Origin of the sequence: Streptomyces monashensis (assembly GCF_001866665.1) — a bacterium.
GTDB lineage: Bacteria > Actinomycetota > Actinomycetes > Streptomycetales > Streptomycetaceae > Streptomyces > Streptomyces monashensis.
In genome coordinates this window covers 224,004-241,366 of sequence record NZ_MLYO01000041.1, presented here as the reverse complement: position 1 = coordinate 241,366, position 17,363 = coordinate 224,004, and the positions used below count along the sequence as shown (strand labels likewise).

Sequence of the window (17,363 nt, the reverse complement as noted above, 5' to 3'; positions counted from 1 at the left end):
GCGGAGCCGCCCGTACGACCACCGCCGGCCACGACCGTGACCGGCGCCGGACACCGACCCGACGACCTCAGGGATCGCCCATGCTTCCGCTCTCCTCGTCGCAGGAGATCGTCTGGCTGCACGAGCAGATGCAGCCCGGCAGTCGCGCCTACAACTTCACCGCATCACTCGACCTGTGGGGCACCCTCGACACCGAGGCGCTGCGCCGGGGTCTCGCCGCCGCACTCGCCCGCCACGACGGTCTGCGGCTCGAACTCGTCGCCGCCACGGGATCCGTACCGGGACAGCGGGTCGCACCGCGGTGCCTGCCGCGGCTGCGCACCGTCGACCTCGGTGAAGAGGCCGACCCCGAGGCCGAGTTCGCGCGGCTGCTGCGCACCGAGGCCGAGACGCCGCTCGACACGTTCGAGGCACCGCTGATCCGCTGGACGCTCGTGCGGCTCGCCGCGCGTCATCACCGGCTGATCCACGTGGAGCACCATCTGATCCACGACGGCCACTCCTTCGCGATCCTGCTCGACGACGTCTTCCGCGTCTACCGCGCCCAGGTCCTCGGCGAGACCCTGGAGCTGCCGACCGCCCCGTCGTACGCGGACCACGTCCGCTCCCGCGCCGGGGCCGCCCTCGCACCCGAGTCCCTCGACTTCTGGCGCGACGAGCTGCGCGACCAGCCCCACGACCTGCCGCTGCCCGGCCTCGCCCGCCCCGGCGCCCGTCGCCGCCACCACGGCGGGCAGCTGCGGCAGGCGATCGGCGCCGATCTCGCCGAGCGGCTGCGCGGGCACGCCCGTGCCCGCGGTCTCACCCCGTTCGCGACGCTGCTCGGCCTGTTCGCGGAGCTGCTGCGCCGGCACAGCGGCCGCTCCCGGATGGTCATCGGCACCGCTGTCGGCAACCGCCCCCTCGGCTACGAGGACGCCGTCGGCATGTTCGTGAACACCATCCCGCTGCCGCTCGTCCTGGACGGCGCCGCGCCCGCCCAGGACGCCATGGACGACGTCACCGACACGCTCATCCGCGCCCTGCCGCACCAGGACGTGCCGGTCCAGGAGCTGACCCGAGCGCTCGGCATGCACACCTCGGGCGCGGACAATCCGCTGTTCTCCGTCATGTTCAGCGCCCACGACGCGCCGCTGCCCGAGATCGACGTACCCGGCCTCGACATCACCCTCTTCGAAGGGTTCAACACCGGCACCACCCGCTTCGACCTCGACGTGGTGCTGCTGCCGGACGACCGGCGCGGTGTCACCCCGCGCCATGGCGCGCCCGGGATGACCCTGGTCTGGGACTACGACGCCGACCTCTTCGGCGAGGACGTCGCCCGGTTGCTCTCCGGGCGCTTCCTCGACCTGCTGCGCTCCTACCTCGACACCCCCGAGGCGCCGCTGGCCGCGCTCGCACCCGCCGCCGTGGAACCGGCCGCCCGGCCCGTTCCGGTCGCCGCCGACCGCGATCCACTCGATCCCGTGGCCACTCAACACCCGTCACTGCCCGCCCTGTTGTACGGCGCGCGCCGTCTGACCTACGGCGAGCTCGGCGAGCGCGTCGGCTCGCTCGCGGAGCGTCTGCGCGCCGCGGGTGTGACGCCCGGCCGGCCGGTGGCCGTCGTCCTGCCCCGCGGGGTGGACTCGGTCGTCGCCCTGCTCGCGTGCCTGCGGACCGGCGCCGTCTACTGCCCGCTGTCCCCGTCCGACCCGCCCGCCCGCCTCGGACTGCTGCTGGAGCGGCTCGCCCCGGCACTGGTCCTCACCGGCGAGACCACCCCGGCCCTGCCGGACACGCTGCCGACCGCCCGGATCGACGCCCCGGTGCTGCCGCCCGCCGACGAGGCCGACGTCATGCCCGGCACCACCTACGTCATCCACACCTCCGGTTCCACCGGCACACCGAAGCCGGTCGCCGTCGGCCGCGCGGCGCTGGAGCACCATCTGACCGCGATCACGGACCGGTTCGGCCTCACGACCTCCGACCGGGTCCTGATGTTCGCCCAGCCGTCCTTCGACGTGGCGCTGGAGGAGGTGCTGCCGACCCTGCACGCCGGTGCGTGCCTTGTCGTGCCCGAGCACGAGGTGCCCACCGGCGCGGAACTCGCCGACCTGCTGGCGTCCGCCCGGGTCACCGTCGCCAACCTGCCCACCAGTTACTTCCTCGCCACCCGCGAGGACCTGCGCCCCGCACTGCGCGACGAGAGCTGGGCACCGAGGCTCCTGGTCCTCGGCGGCGAACGCCTTCCGGCGCCGGCACTGCGCGGCATCCTCGCCGACACCGACGCCACCGTCCTGAACGTGTACGGCGTCACGGAGGCGGCCATCAGCTCCACCGTCCACGAGGTCTCCCGCGCGGCGCTCGCCGAGGGTGCCGAGGTACCGCTCGGCACCGAACTGCCGGGCGAGCGCGTCCATGTGCTGGACGACCAGCGTCGGCCACTGCCCTCCGGTGCCGTCGGTGAACTCGCCGTCGCCGGGCCCGGTCTCGCCGAAGGGTACGCGGGCAACCCGGAGGTGACGGCTGCCCGGTTCGTCACAGTCGACGCGCTCGGCGGGGAGCGCGTCTATCTCACCGGGGACCTCGGCTACCGCGGTGCGGACGGACTGCTGTACTTCCTGGGACGGCGTGACAACCAGGTCAAGCTGCGCGGTCACCGCATCGAGCTGGAGGAGATCGAGGCGGCGGCGTCCGCCGCGCTCGGCGGCCGGTCGTGCGCCGTCGTGCTGGACCGTGAGAGCTCCGGCGGGCCCCGGCTCGTGGGCTTCCTCGAAGCCGGCGACGAGCGCGCGGACTTCGACGAGAAGGCGCTCCACGCCGAACTGAGCCGCCGCCTGCCCGGGCCCCTCGTGCCCGCCCGGTGGGCCCTGCTGGACTCCATGCCGAGCCTCTCGGGCGGCAAGCCGGACCGTACGGCCCTGGCCCGCCGCGCCGCCGCGCTCGACCCCGTGACCGCCGCCGAGTCAGGGACCCACTCCGGATCCGAGAGTGACGCCGGGTCCGGGACCGACGCCGGGTCCGCGCTCGGGCCGGCGGCCGCCGTGTCCGACGATCCGATGACCGCCCTGCTCGCGGAGGGCTGGCGCGAGGTTCTCGGCCACGGCCGATTCGACGCCCGTTCCCACTTCTTCCGTTGCGGGGGCCATTCCCTGCTCGCCGCCGAGCTCGCGGCCTGGCTGGAGCCCCGGCTGGGCACGCGCCCGCCGCTGAAGGTGCTCTTCCGCAACCCCGTGCTGGCCGACCAGGCCGACGCCCTCGCGGCCGTCGCCGACCGTTCCTCGGAGTCATGATGAACCACACCCCGCCCGTCCCCGACGCCTGCTCCACGCTCAGCATCGCCCACGGCCCCGCCGCCGAACCGACCCGTGTGCTCGCGCGCTTCGAGGAGTGGGCCCGGCGCGCCCCGCAGTCGGCGGCCGTGATCGACGGCGCTCGGACCTGGACGTACCAGGAACTCGACACCGCCGCCGCGGACGTCGCCGCCGCCCTGCGCGAGCGCGTACGCCCCGGTGACCTGGTCGGCGTCTGCCTCGACCGCTCCACCGCCCTCGTGGTGACCGCGGTCGCGCTCGCCCGGCTCGACGCCGTGTACCTGCCGCTCGGTCCCCGCCCCGGCGAGCGCCGCACCCAGGCGGTCACCGAGGACCTCGACGTCGCCTGCCTCATCGGCGACCCCGGCGTCCTGCCCGAGGGACACCGGGCCGGGGAGCACTTCCCGCTCCCCCTGCCCACCGACGGCGTGAACGCCCCCAGTGCCGTGGTGGCGGCCTTCGCCGCAAGCGGCCGGGGTGCGCGGCGCGCGCCCGAGGGCGCCCTGTACGCCGTCCTCACGTCGGGATCCACGGGCCGGCCCAAGGCGGTCGCCGTGGCCGAGGCGTCGCTGTCCGTCGCCCTCGACTGGTACCGGGCCGAGACCGGACTGGCACCGGGCGACCGCCAGTCCCTGCTCATCGGTGTCGCGTTCGACCCGCACCTGCTGGAGCTGTGGGCCGCGCTGACCTCCGGGGCCGCCCTCGTCCCGGCCCCCGACGACACCCGCTGGGACGCGCAGGTGCTGACCGACTGGTGGCGGGACACCCAGGTCACCGTGTCGGTGGCGGCCACCCCCACGGTGGAACCGCTCCTGGACCGGCCGTGGCCCACGGGCCTGAGGCTGAGTCACCTCTTCGTGGGCGGCGACCGCATGCGCCGCCGCCCCGGCCCCGACGTCACCGCGACCGTCCACAACGCCTACGGCCCCGCTGAAGCCACCGTGATCACCACCACCCACGCCATGCGGAGCACCGACGCGCAGGCGGGCGAGCACTCCCCGCCACCCATCGGCACCCCGCTGCCGGGGGTCACCGTCGTCGTCACGGACCACGACGGCCGGCCGGTGGCCCGCGGGCAGGACGGCGAGCTGCGGATCGGCGGCCACTGCCTGGCGCTCGGCTACCTCGACCCCGAACTCACCGCACACCGGTTCACGGTCCCGCCGGAGGAACCGGCGCTGCCCGCGATCGACCGTCTGTACCGCACCGGCGACCGGGTCCGGATGAGTGCCGACGGCAGCCTGGAGTTCCTGGGGCGCCTCGACGACCAGGTCAAGATCAGTGGGGTACGGATCGAACCGGCCGAGGTGGAGGCCGCGTTCGAGCAGGATCCCCGGGTGCGCAGTGCCGTCGTCACCGTGCTGCGCGACAGCTCCGGCCACGCCCGCCTGGTCGCCCACGTCCGGCCCGCGGACGGCACCGGACCCGCCGCCGGTGACCTGCTCGCCGCGGTGCGCGCCTGGCTCCCCGAGCAGGCCGTTCCCGCCACCGTCCGGTTCGTCGACGGCTACCCCCTCGACGCCAACGGCAAGGTCGACCGGATCGCCCTGGCGGCGCAGGCCCAGGCCCACGGCTCGGTGCCCGAGGCAGCCGTCGGCACGGACGACCTCGCCGACGCCTCACCGACCGAACGGCTCGTCCTGACTGCCGTACGCGATCTCCTCGGCCGCCCCGGGACCGGCCTCGACGACAACTTCACCGACGCCGGCGGCACCTCCGTGGTCGCCGCGCGGCTGCTCGTGGTCGTCGAGCGCGCGACCGGAGTACGTCCACGCGCTCGTGACCTGCTGCGCAGCACCGACCTGCGCGCCTTCGCCGCCCTCTTGGACCAGCGCCGGACCCCGCACCCGGCAGGAGCCTGACATGACACCCATGACACCCATGACCTCGCAGCAGTCCCTTCCGGAGCGGCGCACGGCCCTGCCGGCGCTCGTCGTCCGGCACGCGGAACTCGCGCCGCACGCCCTGGCCGTCGTGGACGGCGACACCACCCTCACCTACGGCGGTCTCCTGCAGTCCGGCCGCGCCCTCGCCGCGCGCCTGCGGGAGAACAAGGTGGTCCGCGGCGACCGGGTGGCGCTGCTGACGACCCGGTCGGCCCGCACGGTCGTGGCGCAGCTCGCGCTGTGGCTGGCCGGCGCCGTGTGCGTGCCGCTGGACCCGGCCCAGCCCCGGCCGCGCACCGAGGCGATGATCTCCGACGCGGAGGTGACGCTCACCGTCGGCGACGCGAAGCTGCTGGAAGCGGCCGCGCCCACCGGGCCCGTCCTCGCCCTGCCCGAGGAGCCGCTGCCGGGCGGCGGGCCGCTGGACGAGTCCGATCCGGACAGCGCGGCGTTCATCATGTTCACGTCCGGCTCCACCGGTCGTCCCAAGGGTGTCGCCGTCCCGCACGGTGCCGTCGCGGAGCTGGTGACCGCGCCGGACTACGTGACCCTCACCGCCCGCGACCGCGTCCTGTTCCACTCGCCCATGACCTTCGACGCCTCGACGTTCGAGATCTGGAGCGCGCTCGCCAACGGCGCCGCAGTGGTCGTCTGTACGGTGCAGCGGCCCTCCCTGGAGGACCTGGCCCGGCACGTCGAGCGCCACGGCGTGACGGTGGCGTTCTTCACCACGGCCCTCTTCCACCAGCTCGCGGCCCGTCGCTCCCGCGTCTTCGCCCAGCTCCGCTCGGTCGTCGTGGGCGGCGAGGCCCTGGCCGCCGCGCCGGCCCGCGAGGTGCTCACCACGTTCCCCTGGCTGGAGCTGGTCAACGGCTACGGCCCGACGGAGACGACCACCTTCGCCACCGCCCACCGGGTCACCGCGCACGACTGCGACGCCCGGCCGCCGATCGGCAGGCCGATCGCCGGGGCCACCGCGCATGTCCTGGACGCCGACGGCCGCCCGGTCCCGGCCGGTGAGCGCGGCGAGCTGTGGATCGGCGGCAGCAGGCTCGCGCTCGGATACACGGGTCTGCCGGAGCTCACCGCCGAGCGGTTCGTGGACGACCCCGACGCCGGGCGGCTCTACCGCACGGGTGACATCGCGTCGTTCCGCCCGGACGGCGTCCTGGAGTTCCACGGTCGCAACGACGACCAGGTCAAGGTCCGCGGCTTCCGCATCGAACCGGCAGAGATCGAACACGCCCTGCGTCAGCTGCCGGAGGTCGACGACGCCGCAGTCACCGTGGACCGCGCCGGGACGTCCGAGGCGCGCCTCGTCGGGTTCGTCGTCGCGGCGCCGGGGCCGGTGCCCCGTGCCGATGCCCTGCGCGAGCGGCTCGCCGCTCTCCTGCCCGCCCACCTCGTGCCCGACGCGGTCACCGTGCTGGAGCGGCTTCCCCTCACGCCGGCCGGCAAGGTCGACCGGCGTGCGCTGACCGCACACGCCGGGCCGGCCGGCGACGACCCCGCCGACCGCCCGGCGGGCACGCTGACCCCGCTGGAACAGGCCGTCGCCGAGGTGTGGAGCCGCTCGCTGGGCAGCGAGGTGACCCGCGCCGACGCCGAGTTCCTCGCCCTCGGCGGCCACTCGCTGCTCGCCCTCGCCGTCACCGACGACCTGCGCGAGGAACTCGGCGTCGAGCTCTCCCTCGCCGACTTCTTCGCCGCCCCGACCGTCGCCGCACAGGCCGGCCTGGTCGAACGCGCCCTGCTGGCCGCCCACAGCGACCTCCACCCCGAGACCCCGGAGCACAGCGATGCCCACTGACGCCGACTCCACGTCACGGAACCGACAGCAGCAACTCCAGCGGGAACTGCTGCGCCGGGCCCGCGCCGGAGCCGCCCGGCGCGCGCCGGCCACCGACGCGCCGCAGGATGCTCCCGGCACCGCCTCGGCACACGACCGCGTGCCCCTCTCGCGCGCCCAGCGCCGCATGTGGCTGATGGCGCGGCTCGGCGGCGCGGGCGCCTCGTACCACGTACCGTTCGCCACCCGGGTGCGCGGCCCGTTCGACCCGGCCGTGTTCGAGACCGCGCTCACCGCGCTGGTGGCCCGGCACGGGATCCTGCGCACCCGCTACGCGGAGCACGAGGGCGAGCCCTGCCAAGTACTGCTCGCGCCACCGCGCACCACCGTCCCCGTGCCCGTCGTCGACACCGACGCGGCGCACGCCCCGGCGCTGCTGCGGCGGGAGGCGGCCCGGCCGTTCGACCTCGCGGCCGGGCAGGCCGTACGCGCACTCGTCCTGCGCCACGGACCGCTGGACCACACCATTTTGCTGACGTTCCATCACATCGCGATCGACGGCGGGTCGTTGGAGACCGTGGCCGCCGAACTCGGCACGCTCTACACGGCGGCCACCGACGGACTCGGCGGGTCCACCCTCACGACGCCACCGCAGTACGCCGACCACGCGCGCCGCGAGCACGACGGCATTCCCGGCCTCGCCGCGGAACTGGACCGCTGGTGCGGCCTGTTGGCCGACGCCACCCCGCCCCGGCTGCCCGGGCCGTCGGCCGCCGCGCCGCATCCCGACAGCCGGTCGGCGGCCGCGCACACCGTGCCGCTCGGGACCGCGCTGCCCGAGGCCCTGCGCAGGCTGGGTGCCGAGCGGGGCGCCACGCTCTTCGCCGTGTCGCTCACCGCGGCCTTCGCCGCCCTGCACCGGCTCACCGGTGAGGACGACCTGGTCATCGGCGTGGCGGGCACCCACCGCAGCGGAACCGCCATGCGCGGCCTGGTCGGTCTGTGCGTCAACACCCTGCCCGTGCGGGTCGACGCCTCCGGCGACCCGTCCTTCACCGAGCTGCTGCGGCGGGTGGGCGCCGCGCTGCTGGAGGCACAGCGCCACCGGCACATCCCGTTCGACCTCGTGCTCGAACGCCTCGGCGCCACGGCACGCGGCGGCGACGGCACCGCGCTGGTCCGCGTCACCGCGGACGTGCTCGGCGAGCCGACGGTGCTCCGGCTGCCCGGCACGTCGGCCGAGTACGTCGACGTCACCACCGACGGCGCGAAGTTCGCCCTGTCGTACGCCCTGGATCTGGGCGATGCCGCACATCCCGTGGCATTCGTCCAGTACGACGGCAGCGCGCTGGACGACTCCGTCGCGGAGGCGACCGCACGGCACTACGCGACTCTGCTCGACGCCGCGGCGACCACACCGGAGCTCGCGCTGAGCAAGCTGCTCGGCCCCGATCCCGAGGCTGGTGCACTCACGAACGCCGGCAGCGGCGACGCGGACGGCGCCCGCCACCCGGCGGCACAGGCCCTGCGCGCTCAGCCGCAGGTCGCCGACGCCACGGTGGTCCAGCCCGCGCAGGGGCCGCCGGTGGCCTACGCCGTCCTGCGCGACAGCGTCGGTCCGTCCGGCCATGAACTACTCGGTGTGCTGCGGCGTACGCTGGCGCCCGAGTCCGTACCCGCCACGGTCACGCTGCTCGACGCGCTGCCGCGCACGGAGACCGGAGAGCTCGACGACAACCGGCTGCCCGGGACCTCCGTGCCGCGCACCCTGTCCGGTCCGCGGGCCGAAGCCGTCACCGGGGCCTTCACCGAGCTGCTCGGTCCCGCCCCGGCGCCCGACGACGACTTCTTCGCCCTCGGCGGTCACTCCCTGGTCGCCGTGCAGCTCGCCGAACGACTGCGCACCGAGCTCGCACTGCCCCTGACCGGTCTCGATGTGCTCCAGGCTCGTACGCCCCGGGCACTGACCGCGCTCCTCGACGAACGTGCGGCGCGGCAGGCCGCCGCGAAGACCGTGAGCAGGCCGGGCCGGTCGCGCACGGTGCGCGCCGGGACCGTTCTGGTCACCGGCGCGACAGGCGGGGTGGGCGCGTTCGTCCTGCGTGAACTGGCCGCTCAGGGCCGGCCCGTGCTGGCCCTCGCCCGGCCGGAGTCCGCCCATCTGATCGCCGCCGAGGGAGTCGACGTCGTCGAGGGCGACCTCTGCGACCTGGCCGGACTGCGCGACGCCGTCGCGAGCGCGGACGCGATCGTCCACGCGGCCAGCACCTTCACCCGCCCCGAGGTCGACGTGACGGCGATGGAGACGATGGTCGGCGCCTGGCGGCGGGGCTCGTTCGTCTTCGTCAGCAGCGTGGACGCCTACGGCCACCCCCGAGCCGACCGGGTCGCCGAGGAGTCCCCCATGTGCGAGCCCGTCAGCCCGTACGGCAAGGGCAAACTCGACTGCGAGGCCATGCTGTTGCGCGCCGCGGGCACCGAGGGGCGCGGAGGCGCGAGCGCCGTGCGCTCGCCGATCGTCTGGGGCGCGCACGACCGGCTCCGCGAACAGCTGCGCTGGGGCGCCATCGGCGGTCTCTACCAGGCAGCCCACCGCGGCGGCGCGATCGAGGTGCCGCGTCCGGGCACCGGCGGACACGCCTGGTACGGGGTGGCCTGGGTGCACGCGGCCGCCCTGGCCCGCGCGGTGGCCGAGTGCCTGGACCGCCCCGTCCACGGTGTCGCCAACGCCTGCAGCGGCCATGTGTCCTGGCACGACCTGGCGCACGATCTCGGTGAGGTGCTCGGCTCCCGGCCCGATGTGCGTGAGTCGGGTGACGTCCCCCAGGACCTGGACCACCGCTGGCACTACGACAGCGCACGCCTGGCCCGTGCCCTGCGGGCACGGCCGGGAGAGGACCGGCGGACCGTCCTGGCCGAGATGATCGACGGCATGACGGGCGACACCGACTGACGCGCGACGGCGCCCGGAGCCCCCGCGAGGGCACCGGGCGCCGCTCGCCCCCTGTCCCAACAGGTAGCAGTCGGACGCCTCGGGGCCACCCGGCACCGGCGGCTGTACGTGTACCTCTTCCCTCCGTCAGAGCCGTACGACGATCAGCGCGACGTCGTCCCGGCCTCCCCGGTCCGGCACGACAGGCTCGCCTGCGGTCGGCCCATGACGGCCGCCGCCTCGAGGCTGTGGCCGATGACGTCGCCGACCGCCACGGCGAGTGCCGCAGCTCCTCGTCCAGCCGTTGCAACTCCCGTGCTTGTGCATACAGTTCGGCATCCAGAGCTCGCGTCTGCGCCGACCCCTCCCCCGCCCGGACACCGGCGGGACAGGCGGCCCGATAGGCCTTGACAAACTCGGAAGACCCCCGGCCGGTGAAGACGTGCCGTCCCAGCAGGTCCTCCCTGGTGCGTGCGGTGGCCGCCGGACAAGCCGCGTGATCAACCTGCGATGCCGGCGCGGGCCGCCCATCGGCCGTTCCTGCCGTGCGGTGTCGCCGACCGGCCGCCTCCGGCCGGCGACGGGCCGATCCCGGCGGACGCGTGGACCAGCGGTTCGGCGCGGGGCGTGCAAAGCTTGGATTCCGGGTCGGCGGGCCGCACGGCGGTGTCCCGCCGTCGTAGCGGTGCCCCGTCACCGGGCCGTGTCGACGCCGGGGACGGTGAGTGCAGATGGGCCCGAACCCCGTGGACGACCCAGGCCCCGGGCCGGCCGGTACCGGCGACCGGACCGCCGTCTCCCGTCGGGAGTTCGACGCTCTCTTCGAGGCGGTCCGCACATGGGGCCGTTGGGCGCCGGCCGACCGCGGCGCCTGGAACCGGGTGACCGCGGAGCATGTGCGGCGGGCCACGGCCGCGGTGCGGTCCGGGAAGGTCGTCCCGCTGGCGCTGCCCTGGAACACCGTGCCCGGACCCGACAACCCCAGGCCCGCGCTGCACCACATGACCGATCTCGGTGACGTGGAGAGCCCGGAACCCTCCACCCACAAGGACTTCCTCGCCGCCGACTACCACGGCAAGGCCGTCACCCATCTCGACGCCCTGTGCCATGTCGCCTACCGGGGGCGGCTCTACGACGGCCGGGCGGCCGAGGACGTCGTGGGTGCGGCAGGTGCCCGGTTCGGAGCGGTGTCGGCCCTCGGCCCCCTCGTCACGAGGGGAGTCCTTCTCGATCTCCCGGCCGTCCTGGGGGTCCGCTGGCTGGAGCCGGGGCGGGCGGTGCACGCGAAGGACGTCGCCGCCGCGGAGGACGCGCTCGGTGTGCGGATCGGCGAGGGCGACGCGGTGCTCCTGCGCTCCGGACACGGCCGCCGCCGTGGCGACCTCGGGGCCTGGGACTCCGCCGCGGCGAGCGCGGGCTTCCACGTGGACGCCGTACCGCTGCTGGCCGAGCGCGGCATCGCGCTGCTCGGCGGTGACGGCGACAGCGACGTACGGCCCTCACCCGTAGACGGCGTGCACTCGCCCGTGCACGCCCTGGCCGTGGCCGCTATGGGGGTGCCGCTGCTGGACAATCTCGACCTGGAGGCACTGTCGGCCGCGACGGCGGAGGCGGGGCGGTACGAGTTCCTGCTCGTCGTGGCGCCGCTGAACGTCCCGGGCGGGACGGGCTCGCCCGTCAATCCGGTCGCGGTCCTGTGACGACCCGTTTCCCATGCCCGGTTTCTCACCTATGTCCTCTTAGTTCTATTGTTTGGAAAAGGAACTCTTGCAGGCTCGAGTGAGGCGGCGCGTGATTCGGCCCGGCGGGAAGACGACACTGATGGGGCGTGCGACGGACGGCGCCGGGCCCACCCGTTCCCGTGAGCGTTTTCTCGAGGGTGAGCCGGTCGAGGACTGTGTACGGACCCCGATCTCGAACTCCTGGCAGCGCTGCCGGGTCCTGGGGCTCTCGCCCGACCAGTCCGGCCCTCCCTTCCGCGCCGACTTCGATCCCGAAGCCCGTATCGTCCGCGCGGCCGTACCGGTGCTCGACCGGCTGCAGTCCTGGTTCGCCGACAGCTCGATGAACATCTGCGTCGCGGATGCGAGCGGGACGGTCCTGCTGCGCCGCTTCGGATCCGCATCCCTGGCCAGAACCCTCCCGGCGTTCCAGCGCCTGCCCGGATTCGTGTTCGCCGAGCAGTACGCCGGCACCAACGGGATCGGTCTCGCGCTGGCGGAGCGCCGGCTCATCCAGGTCTACGGCGCCGAGCACTTCGCCGAGCGCTCCCAGGGCAACGCATGCCGCGCGCTGCCCGTCCGCGACCCGCTCAGCGGCCGCATCGAGGGCGTGCTGTGCCTCGGCTATCCCCGGGGCGCCGAGGACCCGGCGCTGGCCACCGTGATCCGCAGGGCTGCCCACGCCATCGAGAGGCGGCTGCTGGGGCAGAGTTCCGATCGGGAGCGGGCCCTGCTGCAGGCATACCTGGACACCGGCGCCGCAACCGCCGCCGGGCCTCACCACAGCGTCGGGGTCGGCGACTTGGCCCTCGCACTGTGCCCCCGTGACCGCGAGATCCTCATGGCCCGGGCTGCCGAGCTGATCTCCTGCGGGCAGCGGGCCGCGGTCCGTGTCCGCCTGTCCGACGGACGGCGGGTCACACTCGTGAGCCGTCCGATGACGAGCGCCACCGGGGTGGAAGGCTTCGTCGCCGAGGCCGTCCTGCCCGGCGCCGCACCGCACGAACCCCTCGTCGTCCCGCCGTCGGCCGAGCAGCCGCGGCGCCTGTCCGCCGCCCCGGCCGCCTCCGGCGCCTGCGTCGTCCCGCCGTCCGGGGCCGCCCGCCTCGCCACGGCGCCCGGCCTCGCGCCCGGCCGCACCCGTGCGCGCGCCACAGGCGTCTCGATGGGGGAGCCCGGCGCCCCGGCGGACGGCCGCCCCGGCTCCCCGCCCCCGGCCAGGGGGCTCGTGCTGGTCGGAGAGCCGCACGTGGGGCGCTACGCGCTCGCCGCGCGCCGCCGCCTGGAGCTGCTGACCGACGCGAGCACGCGCATAGGCACCACCCTGGACGTGCTCCGCACCGCGCAGGAACTCGCCGAGACAGCGGTGCCCCGACTGGCGGACTACGTCACGATCGACCTGCCCGAGGCCGTACCGCGCGGCGAGGAGGCCGCCGACCCCCTCACCAGCCTGTACCGGACGGTGGTCCACGGCATCCGCGACGACCGTCCGTTCCACCCGGTCGGCAAACGCGTCGACTACGGCCCGACCACTCCCCAGCTGCGCTGTCTGACCAGCGGGCAGGCGGTGCTGGAACCGGACCTCAACGCCGCCGCGGGCTGGCTCGCGCACGACCCCGAACGCACTCAGGAGCTGCTGACCCACGTGCACTCCCTCATCGCGGTCCCCCTGATCGCCCGCGGTGTCGTCCTGGGCGTGGTCGCCTTCTACCGCGGGCGGGACCCCGCCCCCTTCGGCGACGACGACCGTTCGCTGGCCCAGGAACTCGCCACCCGCGCCGCCCTGTCCATCGACAACGCCCGGCGCTACACGCGCGAGCGCGCCATGGTCCTGGCCCTCCAGCGCAGCCTGCTCCCGCACAGCCTCCCCGACCAGGACGCCGTCGAGGTCGCGCACCGCTACCTGCCCGCGGAGTCCGGCGTGGGCGGGGACTGGTACGACGTCATCCCGCTGTCCGGCACCCGGGTGGGCCTCCTGGTCGGCGACGTCGTCGGCCACGGCATGCTCTCGGCCGCCACCATGGGCCGGCTGCGCACCGCCGCACGCAGCTTCGCCGAACTCGACTTCCCCCCGGACGAGGTCCTCACCCAACTCGACAACCTGGTGGGACGCCTCGACCGGGAGGAGCCCGTCGCGGGCGAATCGGGCATCATCGGCGCGACCTGCCTGTACGCCGTCTACGACCCGACCACACAGCGGTGTGCCATCGCCCGCGCCGGGCACCCTCCCCCGGCCCTGGTCAGCCCCGACGGCACGGTGTCCTTCCCCGACCTGCCCGCCGGGCCCCCGCTCGGCCTGGGCGGCCTGCCCTTCGAGGCCGTCGAACTCGACCTCCCCGAGGGCAGCGGGCTGGTCCTCTACACCGACGGACTCATCGAGGACCCGGAGCGCGACGTCGACGTGGTCCTCGACCAGCTGCGCGGCACCCTCTCCCATACGGAACGCACGCCCGAGGAGACCTGCGAGGCGGTCCTGGACACCGTGGCGCCGGCCCACCCCCGCGACGACATCGCCCTGCTCGTCGCCCGTACCCACGCCCTGGATCCGCAGCGGGTCGCCGCCTGGGAGCTGCCGGCCGACCCCGCGCTCGTCAGCGAGGTCCGCGCCTCGGCCCTGCGGAAGCTGGCCGACTGGGGACTGGAGGAGGCCTCCTTCGCCGCGGAGCTCGTGCTGAGCGAGCTGGTCACGAACGCCATCCGCCACGGCTCCGGGCCCATCACGGTCCGGCTGCTGCGCCACCACACCCTGATCTGCGAGGTCTCCGACACCAGCAACACCGCCCCGCACCTGCGCCGCGCGGCCACGACCGACGAGGGCGGCCGCGGCCTGTTCCTGGTGGCCCAGCTGTCCGAGAGCTGGGGCACGCGCTACATCGGGCAGGGCAAGGTCATCTGGGCCGAATGCGGAGTCGACGCCGCCTGAGGCCGTCGACGCAGCCGGACCGTTGAGGTCGCCACGAGCGACAAATCCGTAATGACATCATTTTCTCCACTAGTATCACTGGCGAAAGTCGGGAAGAAATCGCCCTGCCGACCCCCGGAGATGTCCGTGCCCGACCCTCCCGGCACCTCTGCGTACGCGGTCAGGGCCTTCGAGGACGGCCCCCTCGTCCGCGTTCGCGGGCTGGTCAAGCGGTTCGGCGGCACCCTCGCGCTGGACGGGGTCGACCTCGACGTGCGGGCCGGCAGCGTCCTCGCCCTGCTCGGCCCCAACGGTGCCGGAAAGTCCACGCTCATCAAGGTGCTGGCAGGCGTCCACCATGCCGACGCGGGCCGGATCACGGTGGCCGGGCATCCCCTGGGCAGCCACGCCGCCTCCCGCAGTATGTCCTTCATCCACCAGGACCTCGGGCTCGTGGAGTGGATGACGATCGCCGAGAACTTCGCCCTGACCATCGGATATCCGCGCCGCGCCGGACTGATCTCCTGGCCGCGGACCCGGGAGCGCTGCGCCGACGCCCTGGGAACCGTCGCCGGACACCTCGATCCCGACACGCCGATCTCCCGGCTCGGCCCCGCGGAGCGTTCACTGGTCGCCATCGGCCGGGCCCTGGCCGCCCGCGCGCGGCTCGTCGTCCTCGACGAGCCCACCGCCCGCCTCCCCGCCGCGGACTGCGCCCGGCTCTTCCGGGTCCTGCACGCCCTGCGCGACCGGGGGCACGGCATCCTCTACGTCACCCACCGCCTGGACGAGGTGTACCAGGTCGCCGACGCCTTCGCCGTCCTGCGCGACGGACGGCTCGTCCGTCACGGCCCGCTGGCGGGCCACAGCCCCGCCCGGCTGGTGCAGGACATCGTGGGCGAGGAACCGCCCCGCCCGCGCCCCGCCGCCGGCGCCGTAGACGGGCCCGTCGTCCTGGCCCTCGACGGCGCACGGACCGCAGGCACGGGAGCGGTCGCCCTGCGACTGAGGGCCGGGGAGGTCCTGGGCCTGGTCGGCCTCTCGGGCGCCGGACACAGGGACCTGGGCCGCGCGCTGGCCGGCGCCCGGCCCTTCCTCGGCGGCCGGGTGCTCCTCGACGGCAGGCGCTACCACCCCCGCACCGTCACGGACGCCGTCGCTCGCGGTGTCGGCCTCGTACCCGGCGACAGACAGCGGGAAGGCTGCGCCGCGGGACTGACCGTACGCGAGAACCTCCTGGCCAATCCCCGCGCGGGAGGCCTGCCCGCACCGCGCTGGATCGGTCCGCACCGCGAACGCGTCCGGGCGGCGGAGCTGATCGAGCGGTTCGCGGTGCGTCCGCGCGACAGTGAGGCCCCGCTCGCCACCCTGTCCGGCGGCAATCAGCAGAAGGTACTGATCGGCAGGTGGCTCCGGTCGGGCCTGCGCCTGCTGATCCTGGAGGAGCCGACCGCGAGCGTGGACGTCGGGGCCAAGGCCGCGCTCTACCGTCTGCTCGACGAGGCGCTGGCCGGCGGCCTCGCGGTCCTGCTCGTCTCGACCGACTTCGAGGAGGTGGCGGACGTGTGCCGGCGCGCCCTGGTGTTCGTCCGCGGGTGTGTGACGACCGAGTTGAGTGGTGCGGGCCTCACGGTCGCGGGGCTCACCCGGGCGGCCTCGGCCCTGCCGGACCCAGGAACCACCACGGGCTCATGACCGCCCCGCACTCGCACCTCGCACCGCGCCCCCGGCCGCACCGGCGGGGCCCGGCCTGGCAGTTGGTGAGCGCCTACGGCCTTCTGGTCCTCACCGCGCTGCTCTTCCTCGTCTTCTCTCTCACGCTGCCGCACACGTTTCCCACCCGGGGCACCGTCGACTCGATCCTGTTCAGCCAGTCGATCCCGGCCGTCCTCGCGCTCGCCGCCATGGTCCCCGTCGTGACCGGTTCGTTCGATCTCTCGCTCGGCTACGGTCTCGGCCTGGCCCACGTCATGGTGCTGCGACTGATCATCCACGACGGCTGGCCCTGGCCCTGGGCCTGCCTCGTGGTGATCGTCGGCGGGGCGGTCGTGGGCGCCGTCAACGGCGTGGTCGTCGAGTTCGGCCGGATCGACTCGTTCATCGCCACCCTCGGAACCGGCAGCATGCTGTACGCCGTGACCGGCTGGGTCACCGGCGGGGGCCGGATCGTCCCTGGCCCGGGCGGACTGCCGGCGTCCTTCACCGACGTCTACGACTCCCGGCTCCTCGCTCTGCCGCTGCCCGCCTTCTACGTGCTCGGCCTCGCCGCCGCCCTCTGGGTGGTGCTGGAGCGGCTGCCGCTCGGCCGGTGCCTGTACGTCATCGGTTCCAATCCGCGCGCCGCCGAGCTGGTCGGCATCCCGACCCGCAGGTACACCGTCTACGCGTTCACCGCATCGGGGCTGATCGTCGGCTGCGCCGGTGTGCTGCTGGCGGCTCAGCAGGAGATCGGCAATCCCAGTGTCGGCCTCGACTATCTGCTGCCCGCCTTCGCCGGCGCCCTCCTCGGCTCCACCGCCATCAAACCGGGCCGCCCCAACGCCCTGGGCACGGTCGTCGCCGTGGCCGTACTCGCCGTGGGCCTCGCCGGCATCGCACAGATGGGCGGCGACTTCTGGACCACTCCCCTGTTCTACGGCGGCACCCTGCTGCTCGCCGTCGGGCTGGCCGGCTACTCCGCCCGTCGGCTGCGCACCGGCGCCGACGCGACCCGCGACGCGCCGGCCGACAGGCCGCAGCCGCCGTCGTCGGCCCCCGGCGGCGGAACCCAGGGCACCGCTCCGTGATCCACGCAGGGGCCCGGCTCCGGACCCCGGACGCACCCCGCCGCTCGTCCA

At 74.6% G+C, this 17,363-nt stretch carries 8 protein-coding genes; all 8 read left to right on the top strand.

The window, feature by feature from the left end:
- Positions 1–80 precede the first annotated feature (80 nt).
- The 8 genes from BIV23_RS25615 (at position 81) to BIV23_RS25580 (ending at position 17,312) form a co-directional block, all read left to right on the top strand.
- On the top strand, positions 81–3,275 hold the full coding sequence (locus BIV23_RS25615) for a non-ribosomal peptide synthetase (RefSeq protein WP_071383296.1): 3,195 nt from the start codon (positions 81–83) through the stop codon (positions 3,273–3,275).
- Complete coding sequence (locus BIV23_RS25610; protein WP_245790635.1) at positions 3,275–5,158, top strand: amino acid adenylation domain-containing protein; 1,884 nt, start codon at positions 3,275–3,277, stop codon at positions 5,156–5,158. Before BIV23_RS25615 ends, BIV23_RS25610 begins: the two co-directional genes overlap by 1 nt.
- 1 nt (position 5,159) lies before the next feature.
- Entirely contained in the window at positions 5,160–6,992 is a 1,833-nt protein-coding gene (locus BIV23_RS25605; protein ID WP_071383294.1) for a non-ribosomal peptide synthetase, read from the top strand.
- Positions 6,982–9,924: a condensation domain-containing protein gene (locus BIV23_RS25600; RefSeq protein WP_071383293.1), complete on the top strand. Its 2,943-nt coding sequence runs from the start codon at positions 6,982–6,984 to the stop codon at positions 9,922–9,924. Before BIV23_RS25605 ends, BIV23_RS25600 begins: the two co-directional genes overlap by 11 nt.
- A 710-nt stretch (positions 9,925–10,634) precedes the next feature.
- Positions 10,635–11,603 (top strand): cyclase family protein, encoded by a 969-nt coding sequence (locus BIV23_RS25595; RefSeq protein ID WP_071383292.1) that lies wholly within the window; start codon positions 10,635–10,637, stop codon positions 11,601–11,603.
- A gap of 121 nt (positions 11,604–11,724) precedes the next feature.
- A complete protein-coding gene (locus tag BIV23_RS25590; RefSeq protein WP_177240028.1) occupies positions 11,725–14,547 on the top strand; it encodes a SpoIIE family protein phosphatase in 2,823 nt (940 codons plus the stop codon).
- Between the two features lie 120 nt (positions 14,548–14,667).
- Complete coding sequence (locus tag BIV23_RS25585) at positions 14,668–16,221, top strand: sugar ABC transporter ATP-binding protein (RefSeq protein ID WP_071383290.1); 1,554 nt, start codon at positions 14,668–14,670, stop codon at positions 16,219–16,221.
- The gene (locus BIV23_RS25580; protein WP_071383289.1) at positions 16,218–17,312 is read left to right on the top strand and encodes an ABC transporter permease; all 1,095 of its coding nucleotides are present in this window, start codon (positions 16,218–16,220) and stop codon (positions 17,310–17,312) included. The genes BIV23_RS25585 and BIV23_RS25580 overlap by 4 nt, the downstream gene beginning before the upstream one ends.
- Positions 17,313–17,363: the final 51 nt, after the last annotated feature.